This window comes from Exiguobacterium sp. KJ 601 (assembly GCF_027161185.1).
In the GTDB taxonomy this organism is placed as follows: domain Bacteria; phylum Bacillota; class Bacilli; order Exiguobacteriales; family Exiguobacteriaceae; genus Exiguobacterium; species Exiguobacterium profundum.
Map to the genome: position 1 here is coordinate 985,509 of NZ_JADHZG010000001.1, position 13,554 is coordinate 999,062.

The window sequence follows — 13,554 nt, forward strand, 5'->3', positions numbered from 1 at the left end:
TAGTGTACACTATTCAATGAAAGCGATTTAGTTGAGATGAGGAGTGAACGGTATGAAATGGTTATTAGGTATCGACATCGGTGGTACGACGGTGAAGATGGCTGTTTTAGACATGAACGGCATCATTTCGGATAAGTGGGAAGTCAAAACGGATATTCGAGAGAATGGTGTACATATTCCAAAAGACATCGCAGCTTCTTTTGAAACATACTTACAAACATCAGGTAAGAAGAAAGAAGACTTTGCGGGTGCGGGAATCGGGGCACCAGGCTTCGTCAACTTCTCAGAAGGAGTTGTCGAATATTCTCCGAACATCGGGTGGAAAGATTTTGCTCTCGTGAGTGAGTTCGAAAAAGCAGTCGGTCTTCCGGCCGTGCTCGAAAATGATGCGAACGCCGCGGCCCTTGGTGAGATGTGGAAGGGCGCGGGCGAAGGGGCTTCAGAATTATTGGCGATCACGCTCGGTACAGGTGTCGGTGGTGGCGTGATCACGAACGGGAATATCGTTCATGGGACGGCAGGAATGGCTGGAGAAATCGGGCATATTACCGTGGAACGAGACGAGTCGAAAGCTGTGAAGTGTGGTTGTGGGCGCCTCGGGTGTATCGAGACGATTGCTTCGGCGACCGGCATCTCACGTCTGGCATTACAGAAGCGTAAGAATCAAGATACTTCATTAAACGAGTTGAAAGAAGTGACAGCACGTGACGTGTTTGAAGCATATAAAGCCGGTGACTCAATCGCCACAGAAGTCATTGAAGAGATGACTGAATACCTCGGCTTGACCATCTCGAACATCGCGAACACGCTCAACCCGAAAATGATTGTCATCGGTGGAGGTGTCTCAAAAGCTGGCGACGCGTTATTGGATCCGCTTGATGCACAGTTCAAACGGTTTGCGCTCGAGCGCGTTTACGAGTCGACAACATTCAAAATCGCTGAACTTGAAAACGATGCCGGTGTGATTGGATGTGCGTGGCTGGCACGGAAACACTTCCTTCCGACACGGGTATGAAACGGACGCGTCTGCACATTGCAGGCGTGTTTTTTTGTGGGAAAGGGTATGGGATATTGTAAAATTTGTAACGTCACAGTTGATTTTTTATTAAAAAAGGGGTAAGATTTGGACTTGATACTGGACGTGTACTATTCAATCCGAATTGTACAATGAATGAACAAATATAAAAAAGAATGGCAACTAAAACATGCCGAAAACTGAAAAGAGGAGGAGACCGTCAGATGAATTCATCTCAACGCTTTTCGAAGCTATCGACGAGACTGAACGACACGGTCCGCGCTTCGTTTCAAGAATATCGTCTATTTTGGATTTTTACGTTATTGCTTTGGACGAAGACGTATATCGTCTATCAATTTTTCTTCAACATTCCGATTGAAAACACCGCACAAGCTTTTATCTTACTGATTAGCCCGATCAGTTCGACACTATTCTTGTTTGCCTTCCATTTCTTCTTTAAAGGAAACAAACAAAAATGGGTGCTCTACACGCTCTATGCGATCGCATCGTTTATCTTGTTTGCGGACGCCGTGTATTATCGGGAATTCACGGACTATTTGACAATGCCTGTCATCATGCAACCATCGAACATGGAGACGTTATCGACATCATTCACTTCGCTTCTTGAATGGAAAGATTTAATCATTCTTGGTGACGTGTTTGTCCTTCCGTTTATCTTATGGCGAATGAACATGAAAGAGAATGTAGCTTCACATCGACGTGCGCTCGTCACATTCGTTGTAGCGGTCTCTGTCTTCTTGTTCAACCTTTCTTTAGCAGAAACGGAACGACCTGAATTGTTGACTCGTTCATTTGACCGTGAGCTGTTGGTGAAAAACATTGGAACATTTAACTTCCATGTGTATGATGCCATGCTCCAAACGAAAACATCGGCTCAAAAAGCGATGGCGGATGAATCAGAACTCGCAACGATTGAGCAATTCACCCGTCAAAACTATGCGGCGCCGAATCCGGATTTATTCGGAAAATATAAAGGGAAAAATGTCATCGTGGTTTCATTCGAATCGGCGCAGAATTTCACTCACAACATGAAGGCGCCGAATGGAGAGTTCATCACGCCGAACTTGAACAAACTGATTGAAGAATCTCACTACTGGCCGAACTACTACCATACAGTCGGTCAAGGGAAGACTTCTGATGCTGAGTTCGCACTCGATAACTCACTATATGGACTCCCGCGTGGTGCTGTATACTTTACGAACGCCGATAACGAATATCAAGCGCTCCCTGAGTTGGTCAAGGACGAAAATTATTACTCAGCCGTGTTCCATGCGAATAACAAATCGTTCTGGAACCGCGATCAAATGTACAAAAATATTGGGGTCGATCAATTCTTTGATGAAAAGAGTTATGACCTCGGGAATCCTGAAGATATGACAGAATGGGGTCTCTTAGATGATAGCTTCTTCGAGCAATCCATTCCAATGCTTCAAGAATTGCCTGAACCATACTACGCGAAGTTCATCACATTGACGAACCACTTCCCGTACACGATGCCAAGTGAAGACTATGAGCTTGTACCAAAATTTGAGACGAGCTCAACTACGTTGAACAACTTCCCGCAAGCTCTAGCTTATCAGGATTACGCACTCGGTCTCTTCATCGACCAGTTGAAAGAGAATGGAATGTGGGAAGATACAATCTTTGTCGTCTACGGTGACCATTATGGTATTTCGACGAACCACAACAGTGCGATGGCAGAGCTACTTGGGAAAGATGAGTTGACACCATTCGACGTGGCGAAATTGCAACAAGTTCCGTTTGCCATTCACTTGCCTGACCAGAAAGAAGGGGAAGTTCATGAAACGATCGGTAGTCATGTAGACATGAAGCCGACCATCCTGCACTTACTCGGAATCGACACGTCAGATACGATTGGATTCGGAAACGACTTATTCTCTGAAAATCGAAACAGCCGCGCGATTTTCCGCGACGGAACGGTCGTGACGGATGAATATGTTTGGACACAGTCGACATGTTATAACGCGACTTCTGGTGAAGTAGTCGAAGATACGTCGTTATGTGGTCCGATGACGGAAGAAGCGGAAAAAATCCTGCAAATGAACGATGATTTGATTTACTCCGACTTACTCCGTTTCAAAGAACAAACTGAAGAATAATGAGTACGGACCAAGTCACATAGTGATTTGGTCCGTTTTATGGAACAGAGGGAATGAACGTAAAAAAGGCATAAAAAAAGCGACCGAAGTCGCTTGATGATTGCATATGCGAATCATTAACCTGGAATTCCACCGTAGATCAACGTGGCGACACCAAAGAATCCGAATACGAGTACAGTTAAACCTGCAAAAACGAGCGGAAAGAATTGGCGTTTTTGGAATGAACGAAGCATTCCCCAAATAGCCACAATCGCGACGATGACGGAAATCCATCCGAACGGTTCATACAAATGCATGACGAGTTCCCCCTTTAATTATACGTCATGAAATTCATAAAAATTTCACTGAAATATCATTATTATTTTATCCGATTATAGAGTCGCTGTCGAGCAAAGGTTGACATCGAAACAATTTTGCCACAATATTGTTTTGAATAAGAAGGGGATGAATGCTATGCAAATCAAAAAGATTACGTCTGGCTTGGCACAAGAGAACGGCTATGTGATTGAAAAAGGCGGCACTGTCGTCGTCATTGACCCCGGAACGGATGACCCGAGGTTCTTCGATACAATCGAACGTTTCGGTACACTATCCGCCGTCCTGTTAACTCATGCGCACTTCGATCATATCGGAGGAATCGATGCGCTCCGTGAACGTTACCAGGTACCAGTCTATGTACACCGCTTAGAAGCGGATTGGCTGACAGATGGCGAAAAGAATGGCGCTTCTGCGTTCAACTTGCCGATACCATCGATGAAACCGGCAGAAAAAACCTACGAAGGTGATGTATTAGAAATTGGGAACATCGTATTTCGAATCTATCATACGCCGGGTCATTCCCCAGGGAGTGTCGTATTGTATATGGATGATGAAAGAATCGCCTTTTGTGGTGACTTGATCTTTAAGCAATCCGTCGGACGGACAGACCTGTTCGGTGGAGACCAGTCGACATTAATGGGGTCCATCGATCGGATGAAGCAGCTCCTTTCCGATGAGACGACGTTATACTCGGGGCACGGTCCTATTACGACGCTAGAAGAAGAAAAGCGGACAAATCCGTTCTTCACATAAAAAAAGATTGTCTCCGGCGAGACAATCTTTTTTTACATTTGGAAGTTGCTCCAATACGTAAAGACAACGAAGAAAATTGTCAAATACGCGCCGAAGACATATACATACGTTTTTTCAGTTAGTTTTAAGTAACCAAGAGCGACGAAGAAAATCGTTTGTGCTAAGAAGACAAGTCCCATAACGATAAAGTCGCCAGTATGTTCACTACTACTTTGGTCGCCGCCTAGTGCGCCTACGAAAGCAAGTGCCGCTACTAGTCCAGTCCAAAAGCCTAGGACACGAAACATTCTTGCCATGTTAATCCCCCCATACGTGCATTATTCCATTCTCATTCACTATTTTACCAACACATTCGAAAAAATGCTATGGAAACGTGATAATTGAGCAAAATAATCGTGAAAAATATGTGAAATCATTTCGGTAAATAAAGTTGTACAAAATTTATAAAAAAGTTGCACAAAACATGTACAAACGGGGTATAGAGATGTATAATCAACTTATACAAAATGAGCGAAGTGAAAGTTGAATGAGGGAGGAACATAAAAATGGCATCAGAACTAATGTTTTACACGTATCCAAGCTGTACTTCTTGTCGGAAGACGAAAGCGTTTTTACAAGAACAAGAACTTCAAGTGAGTGAGCGTCACATTTTCAGAGATGCACCAACAGTTGACGAATTGTTGCAGCTCCTTGCTATTAGTGAGGAAGGAGTCGACTCTCTCCTTGCGACGCGAAGCCAGGCCTTCAAGCAACTCGATGTTGACGTGGAGGATTTGAAATTAAGTGAGCTTCTGAAGCTGATGAGTGAAAATCCAAAGCTTTTGAAACGTCCGATTTTAACTGATGGAAAAGAAGTGATTGTCGGATATGACAAGGTCTCAATCGAAACATATGCTCGTCGCCACAACACTGCAGCGGTTCAAGTTTCATAAAACAAGTCCACTTTCAACATAGTGGGCTTTTTTTTATGCTTGTCTCGAGGTGAACGATATGAAGGAACTCATTGAAGATCTAGTAGATGGAGCACGTCAAATCGGTGCGAGTGATCTTCATTTTATACCCGATGCAAACCAAGTAAAGGTTCAAGTTCGCTCTGCTAGTAAGCTTGCTGCACTTCAATCGATGGATGTCGAGCTGTATGATCGACTTACACTTCATATGCGATATTGGTGTTCACTACCTGAATCTAATCAACGTATTCCACAATCGGGTGTCTATGAATTGAATCAGGATGTCATCCGGGTGACCTTTCTCCCGTCGTTCGCCCAGACGTCAATGTCTTGGCGCATTCCCCATGACACGTTTGAACTCCAGCATTTGTTACGATCACACGATGTAGAACGATTTCAGAAAGTGGTGGCATCACATCATGGTCTTTTCTTTATAGGGGGTTCTACCGGAGCGGGCAAGACGACGGTACTGTATGCCCTTTTAAATCAGCTGAAGCATGAGCGGATTGTGACGATTGAAAACCCTCCTGAACAAATGGTCGATGGTGTCATTCAGTTGGAAGTGAATGCTAAAGCTGGACTTAGCCATCGAAACTTGTTGAAAGAGACGCTTCGTGCCGACCCAGATATTATCGTGATTGGTGAGGTGCGGACAGATGAAGAATTGATGGTCGCATACGATGCCGCGCTCAGTGGTCATTTGACGATTACAACCTTTCATACCGCATCGATTCAAGATGGAGAAAAGCGGCTGACACAACTTCTTGGTATGGCGACCGTGGAAAGACATTGGTGTGTACTGACTCGAAATCAGGAGGTGACTTGCGAATGGTCAACGTTCCGATAATCCCATCGATTCGAATGATTCATCGTTTTCTCCGTCTACAATCACGAGGTGTGTCATTGAAGGTGACCATGGAGACGCTTGAACTTCATGAGAAGGGAAAAATGAAAGACTGTATTCGAGAGATGAGGATTCGTCTAGAAGCGGGTGTGAGTTTGTCTGAAGTATTTTCCATCTTGATCACGAATAGGCAGATGCAAGAGATTTTACATACGGCGGACCGCAACGGACGATTCATGGATGGATTGTCGCAAGTGGCGATGGTGCTCGAGATGCGACAACGGTTAAAGCAGGAGTTGCGGAGGCTAATTCGCTATCCGTTGATTATCTTCTTCATCCTACTTGCATTAGGCATGATTTATGCCTTATACATTTTCCCGAAATTAATGGGGATGGTAGATGTCTCGTCGCATGACGGTGTGGGGTCGATTCTATTGTCGAATTGGTTCTTTCCTGTACTGTTTTCTATATTCGTGGCAATCGCGGTTCTCATATATGGATTCCATCGTCGAGGAGTAGAGCTCCCTTTTTACGTATGGAGACGTGGGAAAACACTCTATATGACCTATGTGTTTGTCAGTGAGTTGTCCTTGCTCCAACATACTGAAACGAATATTAGGCAGATTATCAGTCGGCTAGCCGAGGAAGAGGGGGAAATGGCAGAGATGGCCAAGCGAATTCACCATCGCATGTCTGAAGGTGAAGGGATTGAAGCGGCGACGAGGTGTGAACCGTTTATCGATCATGAGGTCGTGAGTCTATTAGGTGTGGGTTCGATGAGTGGGGAACTTGGTAAATTGATGTCTCTTCATCGAGATCTTGTATTCGAAGAGATGGAGCAATATAGTCGGGGTTTGATTGAGAAAATTGAACCGTCTTTATACGGCATCCTCAGTGTCATGATTGGTGTTCTTTTTTACACACTCTATTTACCGGTCAAACTCATTATGGCTCAATTGTGAAAGGAGAAAGATGAAATGAAGGAAGAGCGTGGGTTCACATTAGTTGAGATGGCGGCAGTATTACTCATTATATCAGTTCTTCTCTTGTTACTTGTCCCTTCTTTGTCGGACGGGAAATCTCGTGCTGACCAAGTGAGTTGCGAAGGTAGCGTTCGAATCGTTGAATCTGAAATCAACTTGCATTACGCGGAACATAAAGCCTATCCTGAAACGTTAGAAGTGATTAAGCGTGCGTCGGCTGCAGATCCACTCGTTTATAGTTGTCAATCCTCCGCCTATACGTATTCACCGACTGACGGCTCCTTAAAAAAACAATGAAAGGCTACACCTTGGTCGAAATGACTTGGGTACTTGTCGTGCTGTCGTTCTTACTATTGATTAGTGCACCGAGTACGAGACCGTTCGAACGAATGGAGCTCTACAATTTTACGGACTCATTGGTAGCAAATATTCAAGAAGCTGGGCAATTTCCTTATATTTCAGAAGAGGGAGATTGTGTACCACGATTGATTTGGATTTCGAAACAACAAACTTATCTGATTGTGTGTGGGCGAGAGGTCGTCAGGGAGGTTGATGTTCCTGATGGTGTGGATGTATATCTTCCGACGTACAACACTTTGACCTTTTCACAAGCGACAGCTTCTTATGCGGGACAATGGAAATTCGTCAGTGGAAAGACATCGGTGACGCTCAAATTTCGAATCGGGACTTATGAACCGGAGGTGATTATTCGTGAAAGTGGATGAATCGGGTTTCTCATTATGGGAGCTAAGTGTTAGTCTTGCGGTCGTCATGGGGTGGATTTTCATTCTGACATCATTTGTCATGCAGGGGAACGAACGAATCCAACGGTTGAGTGATACGCTGTTCATCTATGAACGATTACAAGGAGAGGTTCTGCTTGAAGCCACTGAACCGACAGGGCGTGAGCAAGTGTGTGAGAAAGGATTTTGTCTGCCGACATTATGAAAAAGGCTTTACGATGATTGAAATGACGTTCGTTTTGCTGATCCTTCCCATGTTTCTTTTTCTTTTAGTGGAACTGCTCACGCTCGGTCAACATCTTTATGAACAGCCTAAATGGAATCATCATACGACACCTCAACTGATTGTGCGCCGTCTGATAGATAGCGAGAACTGTCGTGTTGACGAAGGACGATTACGGGGTGATTTCGTCAAATCGGATGAGGAGCGATGGTCATGGACGATCAAACAAGTAAATGGCAATTTGGTTATGGTCGGAGATGGAGGAGGAAACTTACTCTTTTTAAGAGGAATCGACCAGTATCATGTCGAAACGGTCGGAAAGGGATTTCGAATCTCATGGAAAGATTCATCGTTCAGAAGAGAGCGGCATGTCATGTGCATGAAGCAGGCTTCTTTCTCGTCATCACCTTGACCATTGTTGTTTGGTTACTCGGCTCCGCGTTATTTTGGTATACTGATGTGGAACGAACGACGAGGCGACTGTCAGAGGAAATCTTAGCGATTCGTTTTGAATCGCATTTGTTACTGGCGAAGGAGCGTTGCGCTGAACGACCGTTAACGTTGCATAAACCGACGGGAACTCTGACGTGTCGTCCGATTGCACCTAATCGTACTGAAGTGGACATTGTGTTAACATCCGGCGAACGGCATAAAGAGGTGATGGTTTATGAATGATAATCCGTTTTATATCGTGGGGTTTATGGGTACAGGTAAATCTACCTTATTCTCGTTTCTAAAAGAATATGGGGAGGTCATCGATCTTGATTTAGTCATTGAGTCCATGACTGGAATGGATATCGCTACATATTTTGACCGTTTTGGTGAGTCTGCGTTTCGTGATGTTGAATCAACAGTACTGAAACAAGTCACTGCTGACTATATCCTGACAGGTGGCGGAGTGGTGGAGCGCTCTGAAAATATACGTTGGATGCGAGAACGTGGTACGATGATCCATTTAAATCTTCCGTTCGACATGTGTTGGGAACGAATCAAAGATTCTGCACGACCACTTGTTAAAAAAGGACGGGAGGATGTTCAGACGTTGTTTCAACGACGCGATCGATTATATCGAACAGCGAGTGTATCCATCGATGCATCTCAACCGCCTGAAGACATCGCCAAGCAAATCATCCGTATAAAGGGGGAAAAAGTATGATCTGGATTAATTTCGCCATCATCGTATTTTCATTAATCGGACTTGTGATATACGGTTATCTCTTGTTCAAAAGCAAAATGAAACCAGAATTTGGTCGTTTGAATCGTCTGACGGAACGTTTTAAAATTCGGGCAGACGTGATTGGTCAACAGGTCAATGAAATCAAGGGACACGTAGATGCGGTCAATCGATCTGTTACTCAAATAAAAGAGTTTGGGATCAATGCGAAGAATGAATCGATTGAATTGAAGCAAGCTGCCGTTGAGCTAACCCATGAAATCAAACGGACAGCTGGAATTGAACGTTCTGACGTTTCCACCGAGTCGAAAATATGAAATAATGAGGATGAAAACGTTTTCGTTTTTCATCCTTTTTCTTTTTCGCCTTTTTACCTATGCAGAAGGAATAAAAATTGTTAAAGTGGAATGGAAAACGAAAGATTTCAAAAACAAAAGCATTTTATGTTCGGGATTGGGGGATATTATGGAAAAGGTTACTTTGAAACGTACGCCTTTGTTCGATTTGATCGAACCGAAGGCGAAGATGGTTGATTTTGCGGGATTTGAAATGCCGATTATGTTCTCTTCGATTAAAGAAGAGCATTTGGCTGTACGTCAAAACGTGGGGATGTTTGATGTATCTCACATGGGAGAAATTCGAATCGAAGGGCCGAATGCGCTTGAGCAAGTTCAAAACTTGGTGACGAATGATATCTCGAAAATTAAAGTTGGTCAAGCCCAGTATAACCTTCTCTGTCTTGAAGACGGCGGTGTGGTGGACGATTTGCTTGTCTATCGATTGGATGAGGATGCTTATTGGCTCGTCGTCAATGCTTCAAATATTGAAAAGGATGAAGCCCACATTCGTCGATACGTCAAGGGTGACGTGGTTGTGACAAATGAATCTGATGAATATGGTCAGATTGCGATTCAAGGACCGAATGCACAATCCGTACTTCAAACTATCACAAATGTGGCACTCGACGAAATCGGGTTTTTCAAATTCATGAATGGGGACGTTGCGGGTGTGCCATCGATCATCTCTAGAAGTGGGTATACTGGGGAAGATGGTTTCGAGATTTATGCTCGAGCAGAAGCGATTTCTGCCATTTGGGAAGCGCTTGAAACCGAGGGTGTTACCCCATGTGGGCTGGGCGCACGCGATACATTACGTTTCGAAGCGTGCTTGCCGCTTTACGGTCATGAGTTGGATGAGTCGGTCACGCCATTCGAAGCGAATCTCAATTTTGCCGTCAAGCTAGATACTGATTTTGTTGGTAAGGAAGCACTCGTCACCCAAAAAGAGAATATTCCGAATCGATTGATCGGATTGAAATTGCTCGGTCGTGGGATTGCCCGCCAAGGGGCGCAAGTTGAATTGGATGGGAATGTAATCGGCGTTGTCACGACCGGTACGATGCCTCCGACTGTAAATGAATCAATCGCATGGGCACGAGTCGATGCACGTTACAAAGATGAAGATCGTTTTGTCATCGACATCCGTGGCAAAAAGATTGAAGCCGAACGCGTACCGACACCTTTCTATAAACGAACGAAATGAAACAGGGGGATTCAGAATGAACAGAATGGAATTTCGTTATTTACCGATGACCGAACAAGATGAACGAGACATGTTAGAGACAATCGGCGTCGATTCAATCGAAGCGCTTCTTTCAGATATTCCAGAAACACTTCGCGAACAAGCATCATTGGCGGCGATTGGGGCTCCGCTTCCGGAAGTCGATCTCGTTCGTCATATGACGAAGTTGGCTGATAAAAACAAACATACGAAATCATACCCGAGCTTCCTTGGAGCAGGGATGTACGATCATCTTTCACCAAGTGTGATGAACCATATGCTTTTGCGTTCTGAATTCTATACGGCGTATACGCCATATCAACCTGAGATTTCACAAGGTGAACTTCAGGCGATGTTCGAATTCCAAACAATGATTTGTGAATTGACAGGGATGGACGTCGCGAACTCTTCGATGTACGACGGGATCACGGCTCTCGCTGAGGCGACTTACCTAGCGAGCGCGCAGACGAAGAAAAAACGTGTCGTCGTCTCTGGTGCAGTGCATCCTGAAGCAATGGATGTAATCCGTACGTATGCTGACGGACCAGGTCTATCCGTTGATTACACAGATGTGGAGAACGGGGTGACGGACGTGTCAGACCTCGATTTGACGGATGCATCGTGTCTTGTCGTACAATATCCAAACTTCTACGGTCGTATTGAAGACTTAGAAACATTGGCAGAATTGGCTCATGAAGCCGGCGCGCTATTCGTCGTTTCGAGCAACCCGCTCGCCCTCGGGATTCTTGAGTCACCAGGAGCACTCGGTGCGGACATCACGGTCGGAGATGCACAGCCATTCGGTATTCCGCAAAGTTTTGGTGGACCGTCATGTGGATACTTCGCGGTCAAAAAATCTTTGATGCGTAAACTACCGGGCCGACTAGTCGGTCAAACGGTCGATGAGGACGGCAAACGCGGATTCGTGTTGACGCTTCAGGCGCGGGAACAACACATTCGCCGTGATAAAGCGACATCCAATATCTGTTCAAACCAAGCACTTAATGCATTGGCTGCTTCAATCACGATGTCCGCTCTAGGAAAATACGGAATTCGTGATATGGCTGTTCGGAATATTCAAACCGCTCATTATATGAAAGAAGCGTTAAAAGCTGCAGGATTCAACATCGTGGACGAAGGACCAATGTTCAATGAGTTCGTCGTGGATTTTGGACGTGACGCAGAAGAAGTATCGCGCCATCTACTCGAGCGCGGCATGATCGGTGGTCTACCGCTTGGTACGTATGAAGGGGAGCGTCAGACACAAATGTTGGTTTGCGCGACGGAATTGCGCACGAAAGAAGAGATTGATCAGTTTGTCGAAGTGGTTGGGGGGATGAAATAATGCAACACGAGCAAACGCTAATTTTTGAAGTATCACGTGAAGGACGAACTGGGTATAATTTGCCGACACCGACTGTCCCGGAGGTTGACCTTGAGACGTTGTTACCGGCTACGATGATTCGGAAAGAGGCGGCGGAACTTCCAGAAGTGTCTGAACTTGATGTCGTTCGCCATTACACGTCTCTATCTACTCGAAACCATGGGGTCGATTCGGGCTTCTATCCGCTCGGTTCGTGTACGATGAAATATAATCCGAAAGTGAACGAAGATATGGCTCGTCTTCCTGGATTTGCACATATTCACCCATTGCAACCGGTTGAGACGATTCAAGGTGCGCTCGAACTCATGGTGGACTTACAGGAGCAACTCGCTGAAATCACGGGGATGGACGAAGTCACACTCCAACCAGCGGCAGGTGCCCATGGGGAATGGACGGGGCTTATGTTGATTAAAGCGTTCCATGAGCGTAATGGGGATACGGCTCGTACGAAAGTACTCGTACCAGATTCGGCGCACGGGACAAACCCGGCGTCCGCAGTCGTTGCTGGATTCGAGACGGTGACCGTCAAGTCGGATGAGCGCGGTCTCGTCGATTTGGATGATTTGAAGTCAAAAGTTGGAGCGGATACGGCTGCTCTCATGCTGACAAACCCGAATACGCTTGGACTATTTGAAGCGGATATCCTTGAAATCTCAAAAGTCGTTCATGAAGCTGGCGGGAAGCTGTATTATGATGGCGCTAACTCAAACGCGATTCTTGGAATCGCACGTCCTGGGGACATGGGCTTTGACGTCGTCCACTTGAACTTGCATAAGACGTTCACGGGGCCTCACGGCGGTGGAGGTCCAGGCTCAGGTCCAGTCGGGGTGAAGCGTGACTTGATTCCATTCTTACCGACTCCAATCGTGACGAAAACAGATGATGGATATGGTCTCGATTACGACCGACCACATTCAATCGGGCGAATCAAACCATTCTATGGAAACTTCGGGATCAACGTTCGAGCGTACAGCTATATCAAGACAATGGGCGCAGAAGGATTGACGCGGGTATCCCGTGAAGCGGTCCTCAACGCCAACTATATGTTTGCGCGACTAAAAGATGCGTTCGACGTGCCATATGATACGTATTGCAAACACGAATTTGTCTTGTCTGGGAAGCGTCAAAAAGCCCTTGGTGTTCGTACACTCGATATCGCTAAACGCCTTCTTGACTTCGGTTACCACCCACCGACAATTTATTTCCCATTAAATGTCGAGGAATGTATCATGGTGGAACCGACAGAGACAGAATCAAAAGAAACACTCGATGCGTTCTGTGATGCGATGCTCCAAATTGCCAGAGAGGCGGAAGAGAATCCGGAAATCGTTCAGACTGCTCCTCATACGACGGTCGTTAAACGGATGGACGAGACACTCGCTGCCCGTAAACCGGTCTTGAAATATGAGCGTCGTGAGGCGTCATCTGTAAAATAAAGAAAGGGCGAGTCGATGATTGTATCGACC

General features: G+C 45.4%; 18 protein-coding genes. 16 read left to right on the forward strand and 2 right to left on the reverse strand.

Translation table 11 applies throughout. The features are described 5' to 3' along the window. Positions 1-52 precede the first annotated feature (52 nt). Positions 53-1,015 (forward strand): ROK family glucokinase, encoded by a 963-nt coding sequence (locus tag IRJ25_RS04990; RefSeq protein WP_159562473.1) that lies wholly within the window; start codon positions 53-55, stop codon positions 1,013-1,015. Between the two features lie 224 nt (positions 1,016-1,239). After that, complete coding sequence (locus IRJ25_RS04995) at positions 1,240-3,156, forward strand: LTA synthase family protein (RefSeq protein ID WP_214816398.1); 1,917 nt, start codon at positions 1,240-1,242, stop codon at positions 3,154-3,156. Between the two features lie 116 nt (positions 3,157-3,272). Here the strand turns inward: IRJ25_RS04995 and IRJ25_RS05000 are convergent, their stop codons facing one another. Beyond that, positions 3,273-3,452: a DUF2759 domain-containing protein gene (locus IRJ25_RS05000; RefSeq protein WP_012726599.1), complete on the reverse strand. Its 180-nt coding sequence runs from the start codon at positions 3,450-3,452 to the stop codon at positions 3,273-3,275. Between the two features lie 157 nt (positions 3,453-3,609). On the opposite strand from IRJ25_RS05000, the gene IRJ25_RS05005 reads away from it, so the two are divergent. Next, positions 3,610-4,227, forward strand: a complete 618-nt coding sequence (locus tag IRJ25_RS05005) for an MBL fold metallo-hydrolase (protein ID WP_269317858.1) — start codon at positions 3,610-3,612, stop codon at positions 4,225-4,227. 32 nt (positions 4,228-4,259) lie between these two features. On the opposite strand, the gene IRJ25_RS05010 is transcribed toward IRJ25_RS05005, so the two are convergent. Then, the gene (locus IRJ25_RS05010) at positions 4,260-4,523 is read right to left on the reverse strand and encodes a DUF2626 domain-containing protein (RefSeq protein WP_012726597.1); all 264 of its coding nucleotides are present in this window, start codon (positions 4,521-4,523) and stop codon (positions 4,260-4,262) included. A 249-nt stretch (positions 4,524-4,772) separates the two neighbouring features. Here IRJ25_RS05010 and IRJ25_RS05015 point away from each other — a divergent pair, with 249 nt between their 5' ends. From IRJ25_RS05015 to gcvPB, 13 genes are all read left to right on the forward strand, one after another. Continuing rightward, complete coding sequence (locus tag IRJ25_RS05015; RefSeq protein ID WP_012726596.1) at positions 4,773-5,159, forward strand: Spx/MgsR family RNA polymerase-binding regulatory protein; 387 nt, start codon at positions 4,773-4,775, stop codon at positions 5,157-5,159. A 58-nt stretch (positions 5,160-5,217) separates the two neighbouring features. After that, on the forward strand, positions 5,218-6,024 hold the full coding sequence (locus IRJ25_RS05020; RefSeq protein ID WP_214816411.1) for an ATPase, T2SS/T4P/T4SS family: 807 nt from the start codon (positions 5,218-5,220) through the stop codon (positions 6,022-6,024). Beyond that, positions 6,006-6,983 (forward strand): type II secretion system F family protein, encoded by a 978-nt coding sequence (locus IRJ25_RS05025; RefSeq protein ID WP_269317859.1) that lies wholly within the window; start codon positions 6,006-6,008, stop codon positions 6,981-6,983. Before IRJ25_RS05020 ends, IRJ25_RS05025 begins: the two co-directional genes overlap by 19 nt. Positions 6,984-6,998: 15 nt before the next feature. Next, a complete protein-coding gene (locus IRJ25_RS05030) occupies positions 6,999-7,301 on the forward strand; it encodes a prepilin-type N-terminal cleavage/methylation domain-containing protein (protein WP_074036684.1) in 303 nt (100 codons plus the stop codon). Positions 7,302-7,321: 20 nt separating this feature from the next. Beyond that, positions 7,322-7,729, forward strand: a complete 408-nt coding sequence (locus tag IRJ25_RS05035) for a prepilin-type cleavage/methylation domain-containing protein (RefSeq protein ID WP_236548985.1) — start codon at positions 7,322-7,324, stop codon at positions 7,727-7,729. Then, complete coding sequence (locus IRJ25_RS05040) at positions 7,716-7,952, forward strand: hypothetical protein (RefSeq protein ID WP_074036688.1); 237 nt, start codon at positions 7,716-7,718, stop codon at positions 7,950-7,952. The genes IRJ25_RS05035 and IRJ25_RS05040 overlap by 14 nt, the downstream gene beginning before the upstream one ends. A gap of 13 nt (positions 7,953-7,965) precedes the next feature. Then, a complete protein-coding gene (locus IRJ25_RS05045) occupies positions 7,966-8,382 on the forward strand; it encodes a hypothetical protein (protein ID WP_269317860.1) in 417 nt (138 codons plus the stop codon). Continuing rightward, positions 8,346-8,645 carry a hypothetical protein gene (locus tag IRJ25_RS05050; RefSeq protein ID WP_269317861.1) on the forward strand — a complete coding sequence of 100 codons (300 nt, stop codon included), beginning with the start codon at positions 8,346-8,348 and terminating at the stop codon, positions 8,643-8,645. Before IRJ25_RS05045 ends, IRJ25_RS05050 begins: the two co-directional genes overlap by 37 nt. Next, positions 8,638-9,126 (forward strand): shikimate kinase, encoded by a 489-nt coding sequence (locus tag IRJ25_RS05055; RefSeq protein WP_214781457.1) that lies wholly within the window; start codon positions 8,638-8,640, stop codon positions 9,124-9,126. The genes IRJ25_RS05050 and IRJ25_RS05055 overlap by 8 nt, the downstream gene beginning before the upstream one ends. After that, the gene (locus tag IRJ25_RS05060; RefSeq protein ID WP_269317862.1) at positions 9,123-9,461 is read left to right on the forward strand and encodes a hypothetical protein; all 339 of its coding nucleotides are present in this window, start codon (positions 9,123-9,125) and stop codon (positions 9,459-9,461) included. The genes IRJ25_RS05055 and IRJ25_RS05060 overlap by 4 nt, the downstream gene beginning before the upstream one ends. Positions 9,462-9,609: 148 nt before the next feature. Beyond that, positions 9,610-10,686 (forward strand): glycine cleavage system aminomethyltransferase GcvT, encoded by a 1,077-nt coding sequence (gene gcvT, locus IRJ25_RS05065; protein ID WP_269317863.1) that lies wholly within the window; start codon positions 9,610-9,612, stop codon positions 10,684-10,686. Between the two features lie 25 nt (positions 10,687-10,711). Continuing rightward, positions 10,712-12,049, forward strand: coding sequence for an aminomethyl-transferring glycine dehydrogenase subunit GcvPA (gene gcvPA, locus IRJ25_RS05070; protein WP_269318240.1), 1,338 nt, complete (start codon positions 10,712-10,714; stop codon positions 12,047-12,049). Next, a complete protein-coding gene (gcvPB, locus tag IRJ25_RS05075; RefSeq protein WP_196430853.1) occupies positions 12,049-13,524 on the forward strand; it encodes an aminomethyl-transferring glycine dehydrogenase subunit GcvPB in 1,476 nt (491 codons plus the stop codon). The genes gcvPA and gcvPB overlap by 1 nt, the downstream gene beginning before the upstream one ends. The last annotated feature ends 30 nt before the right edge of the window (positions 13,525-13,554 follow it).

Bases quoted from the DNA above. Each gene is read 5' to 3' on its own strand.
- IRJ25_RS04990 (WP_159562473.1), top strand. From the start codon at position 53: ATGAAATGGTTATTAGGTATCGACATCGGTGGTACGACGGTGAAGATG.
- IRJ25_RS04995 (WP_214816398.1), top strand. From the start codon at position 1,240: ATGAATTCATCTCAACGCTTTTCGAAGCTATCGACGAGACTGAACGAC.
- IRJ25_RS05000 (WP_012726599.1), bottom strand. From the start codon at position 3,452: ATGCATTTGTATGAACCGTTCGGATGGATTTCCGTCATCGTCGCGATT.
- IRJ25_RS05005 (WP_269317858.1), top strand. From the start codon at position 3,610: ATGCAAATCAAAAAGATTACGTCTGGCTTGGCACAAGAGAACGGCTAT.
- IRJ25_RS05010 (WP_012726597.1), bottom strand. From the start codon at position 4,523: ATGGCAAGAATGTTTCGTGTCCTAGGCTTTTGGACTGGACTAGTAGCG.
- IRJ25_RS05015 (WP_012726596.1), top strand. From the start codon at position 4,773: ATGGCATCAGAACTAATGTTTTACACGTATCCAAGCTGTACTTCTTGT.
- IRJ25_RS05020 (WP_214816411.1), top strand. From the start codon at position 5,218: ATGAAGGAACTCATTGAAGATCTAGTAGATGGAGCACGTCAAATCGGT.
- IRJ25_RS05025 (WP_269317859.1), top strand. From the start codon at position 6,006: ATGGTCAACGTTCCGATAATCCCATCGATTCGAATGATTCATCGTTTT.
- IRJ25_RS05030 (WP_074036684.1), top strand. From the start codon at position 6,999: ATGAAGGAAGAGCGTGGGTTCACATTAGTTGAGATGGCGGCAGTATTA.
- IRJ25_RS05035 (WP_236548985.1), top strand. From the start codon at position 7,322: ATGACTTGGGTACTTGTCGTGCTGTCGTTCTTACTATTGATTAGTGCA.
- IRJ25_RS05045 (WP_269317860.1), top strand. From the start codon at position 7,966: ATGATTGAAATGACGTTCGTTTTGCTGATCCTTCCCATGTTTCTTTTT.
- IRJ25_RS05055 (WP_214781457.1), top strand. From the start codon at position 8,638: ATGAATGATAATCCGTTTTATATCGTGGGGTTTATGGGTACAGGTAAA.
- IRJ25_RS05060 (WP_269317862.1), top strand. From the start codon at position 9,123: ATGATCTGGATTAATTTCGCCATCATCGTATTTTCATTAATCGGACTT.
- gcvT (WP_269317863.1), top strand. From the start codon at position 9,610: ATGGAAAAGGTTACTTTGAAACGTACGCCTTTGTTCGATTTGATCGAA.
- gcvPA (WP_269318240.1), top strand. From the start codon at position 10,712: ATGGAATTTCGTTATTTACCGATGACCGAACAAGATGAACGAGACATG.
- gcvPB (WP_196430853.1), top strand. From the start codon at position 12,049: ATGCAACACGAGCAAACGCTAATTTTTGAAGTATCACGTGAAGGACGA.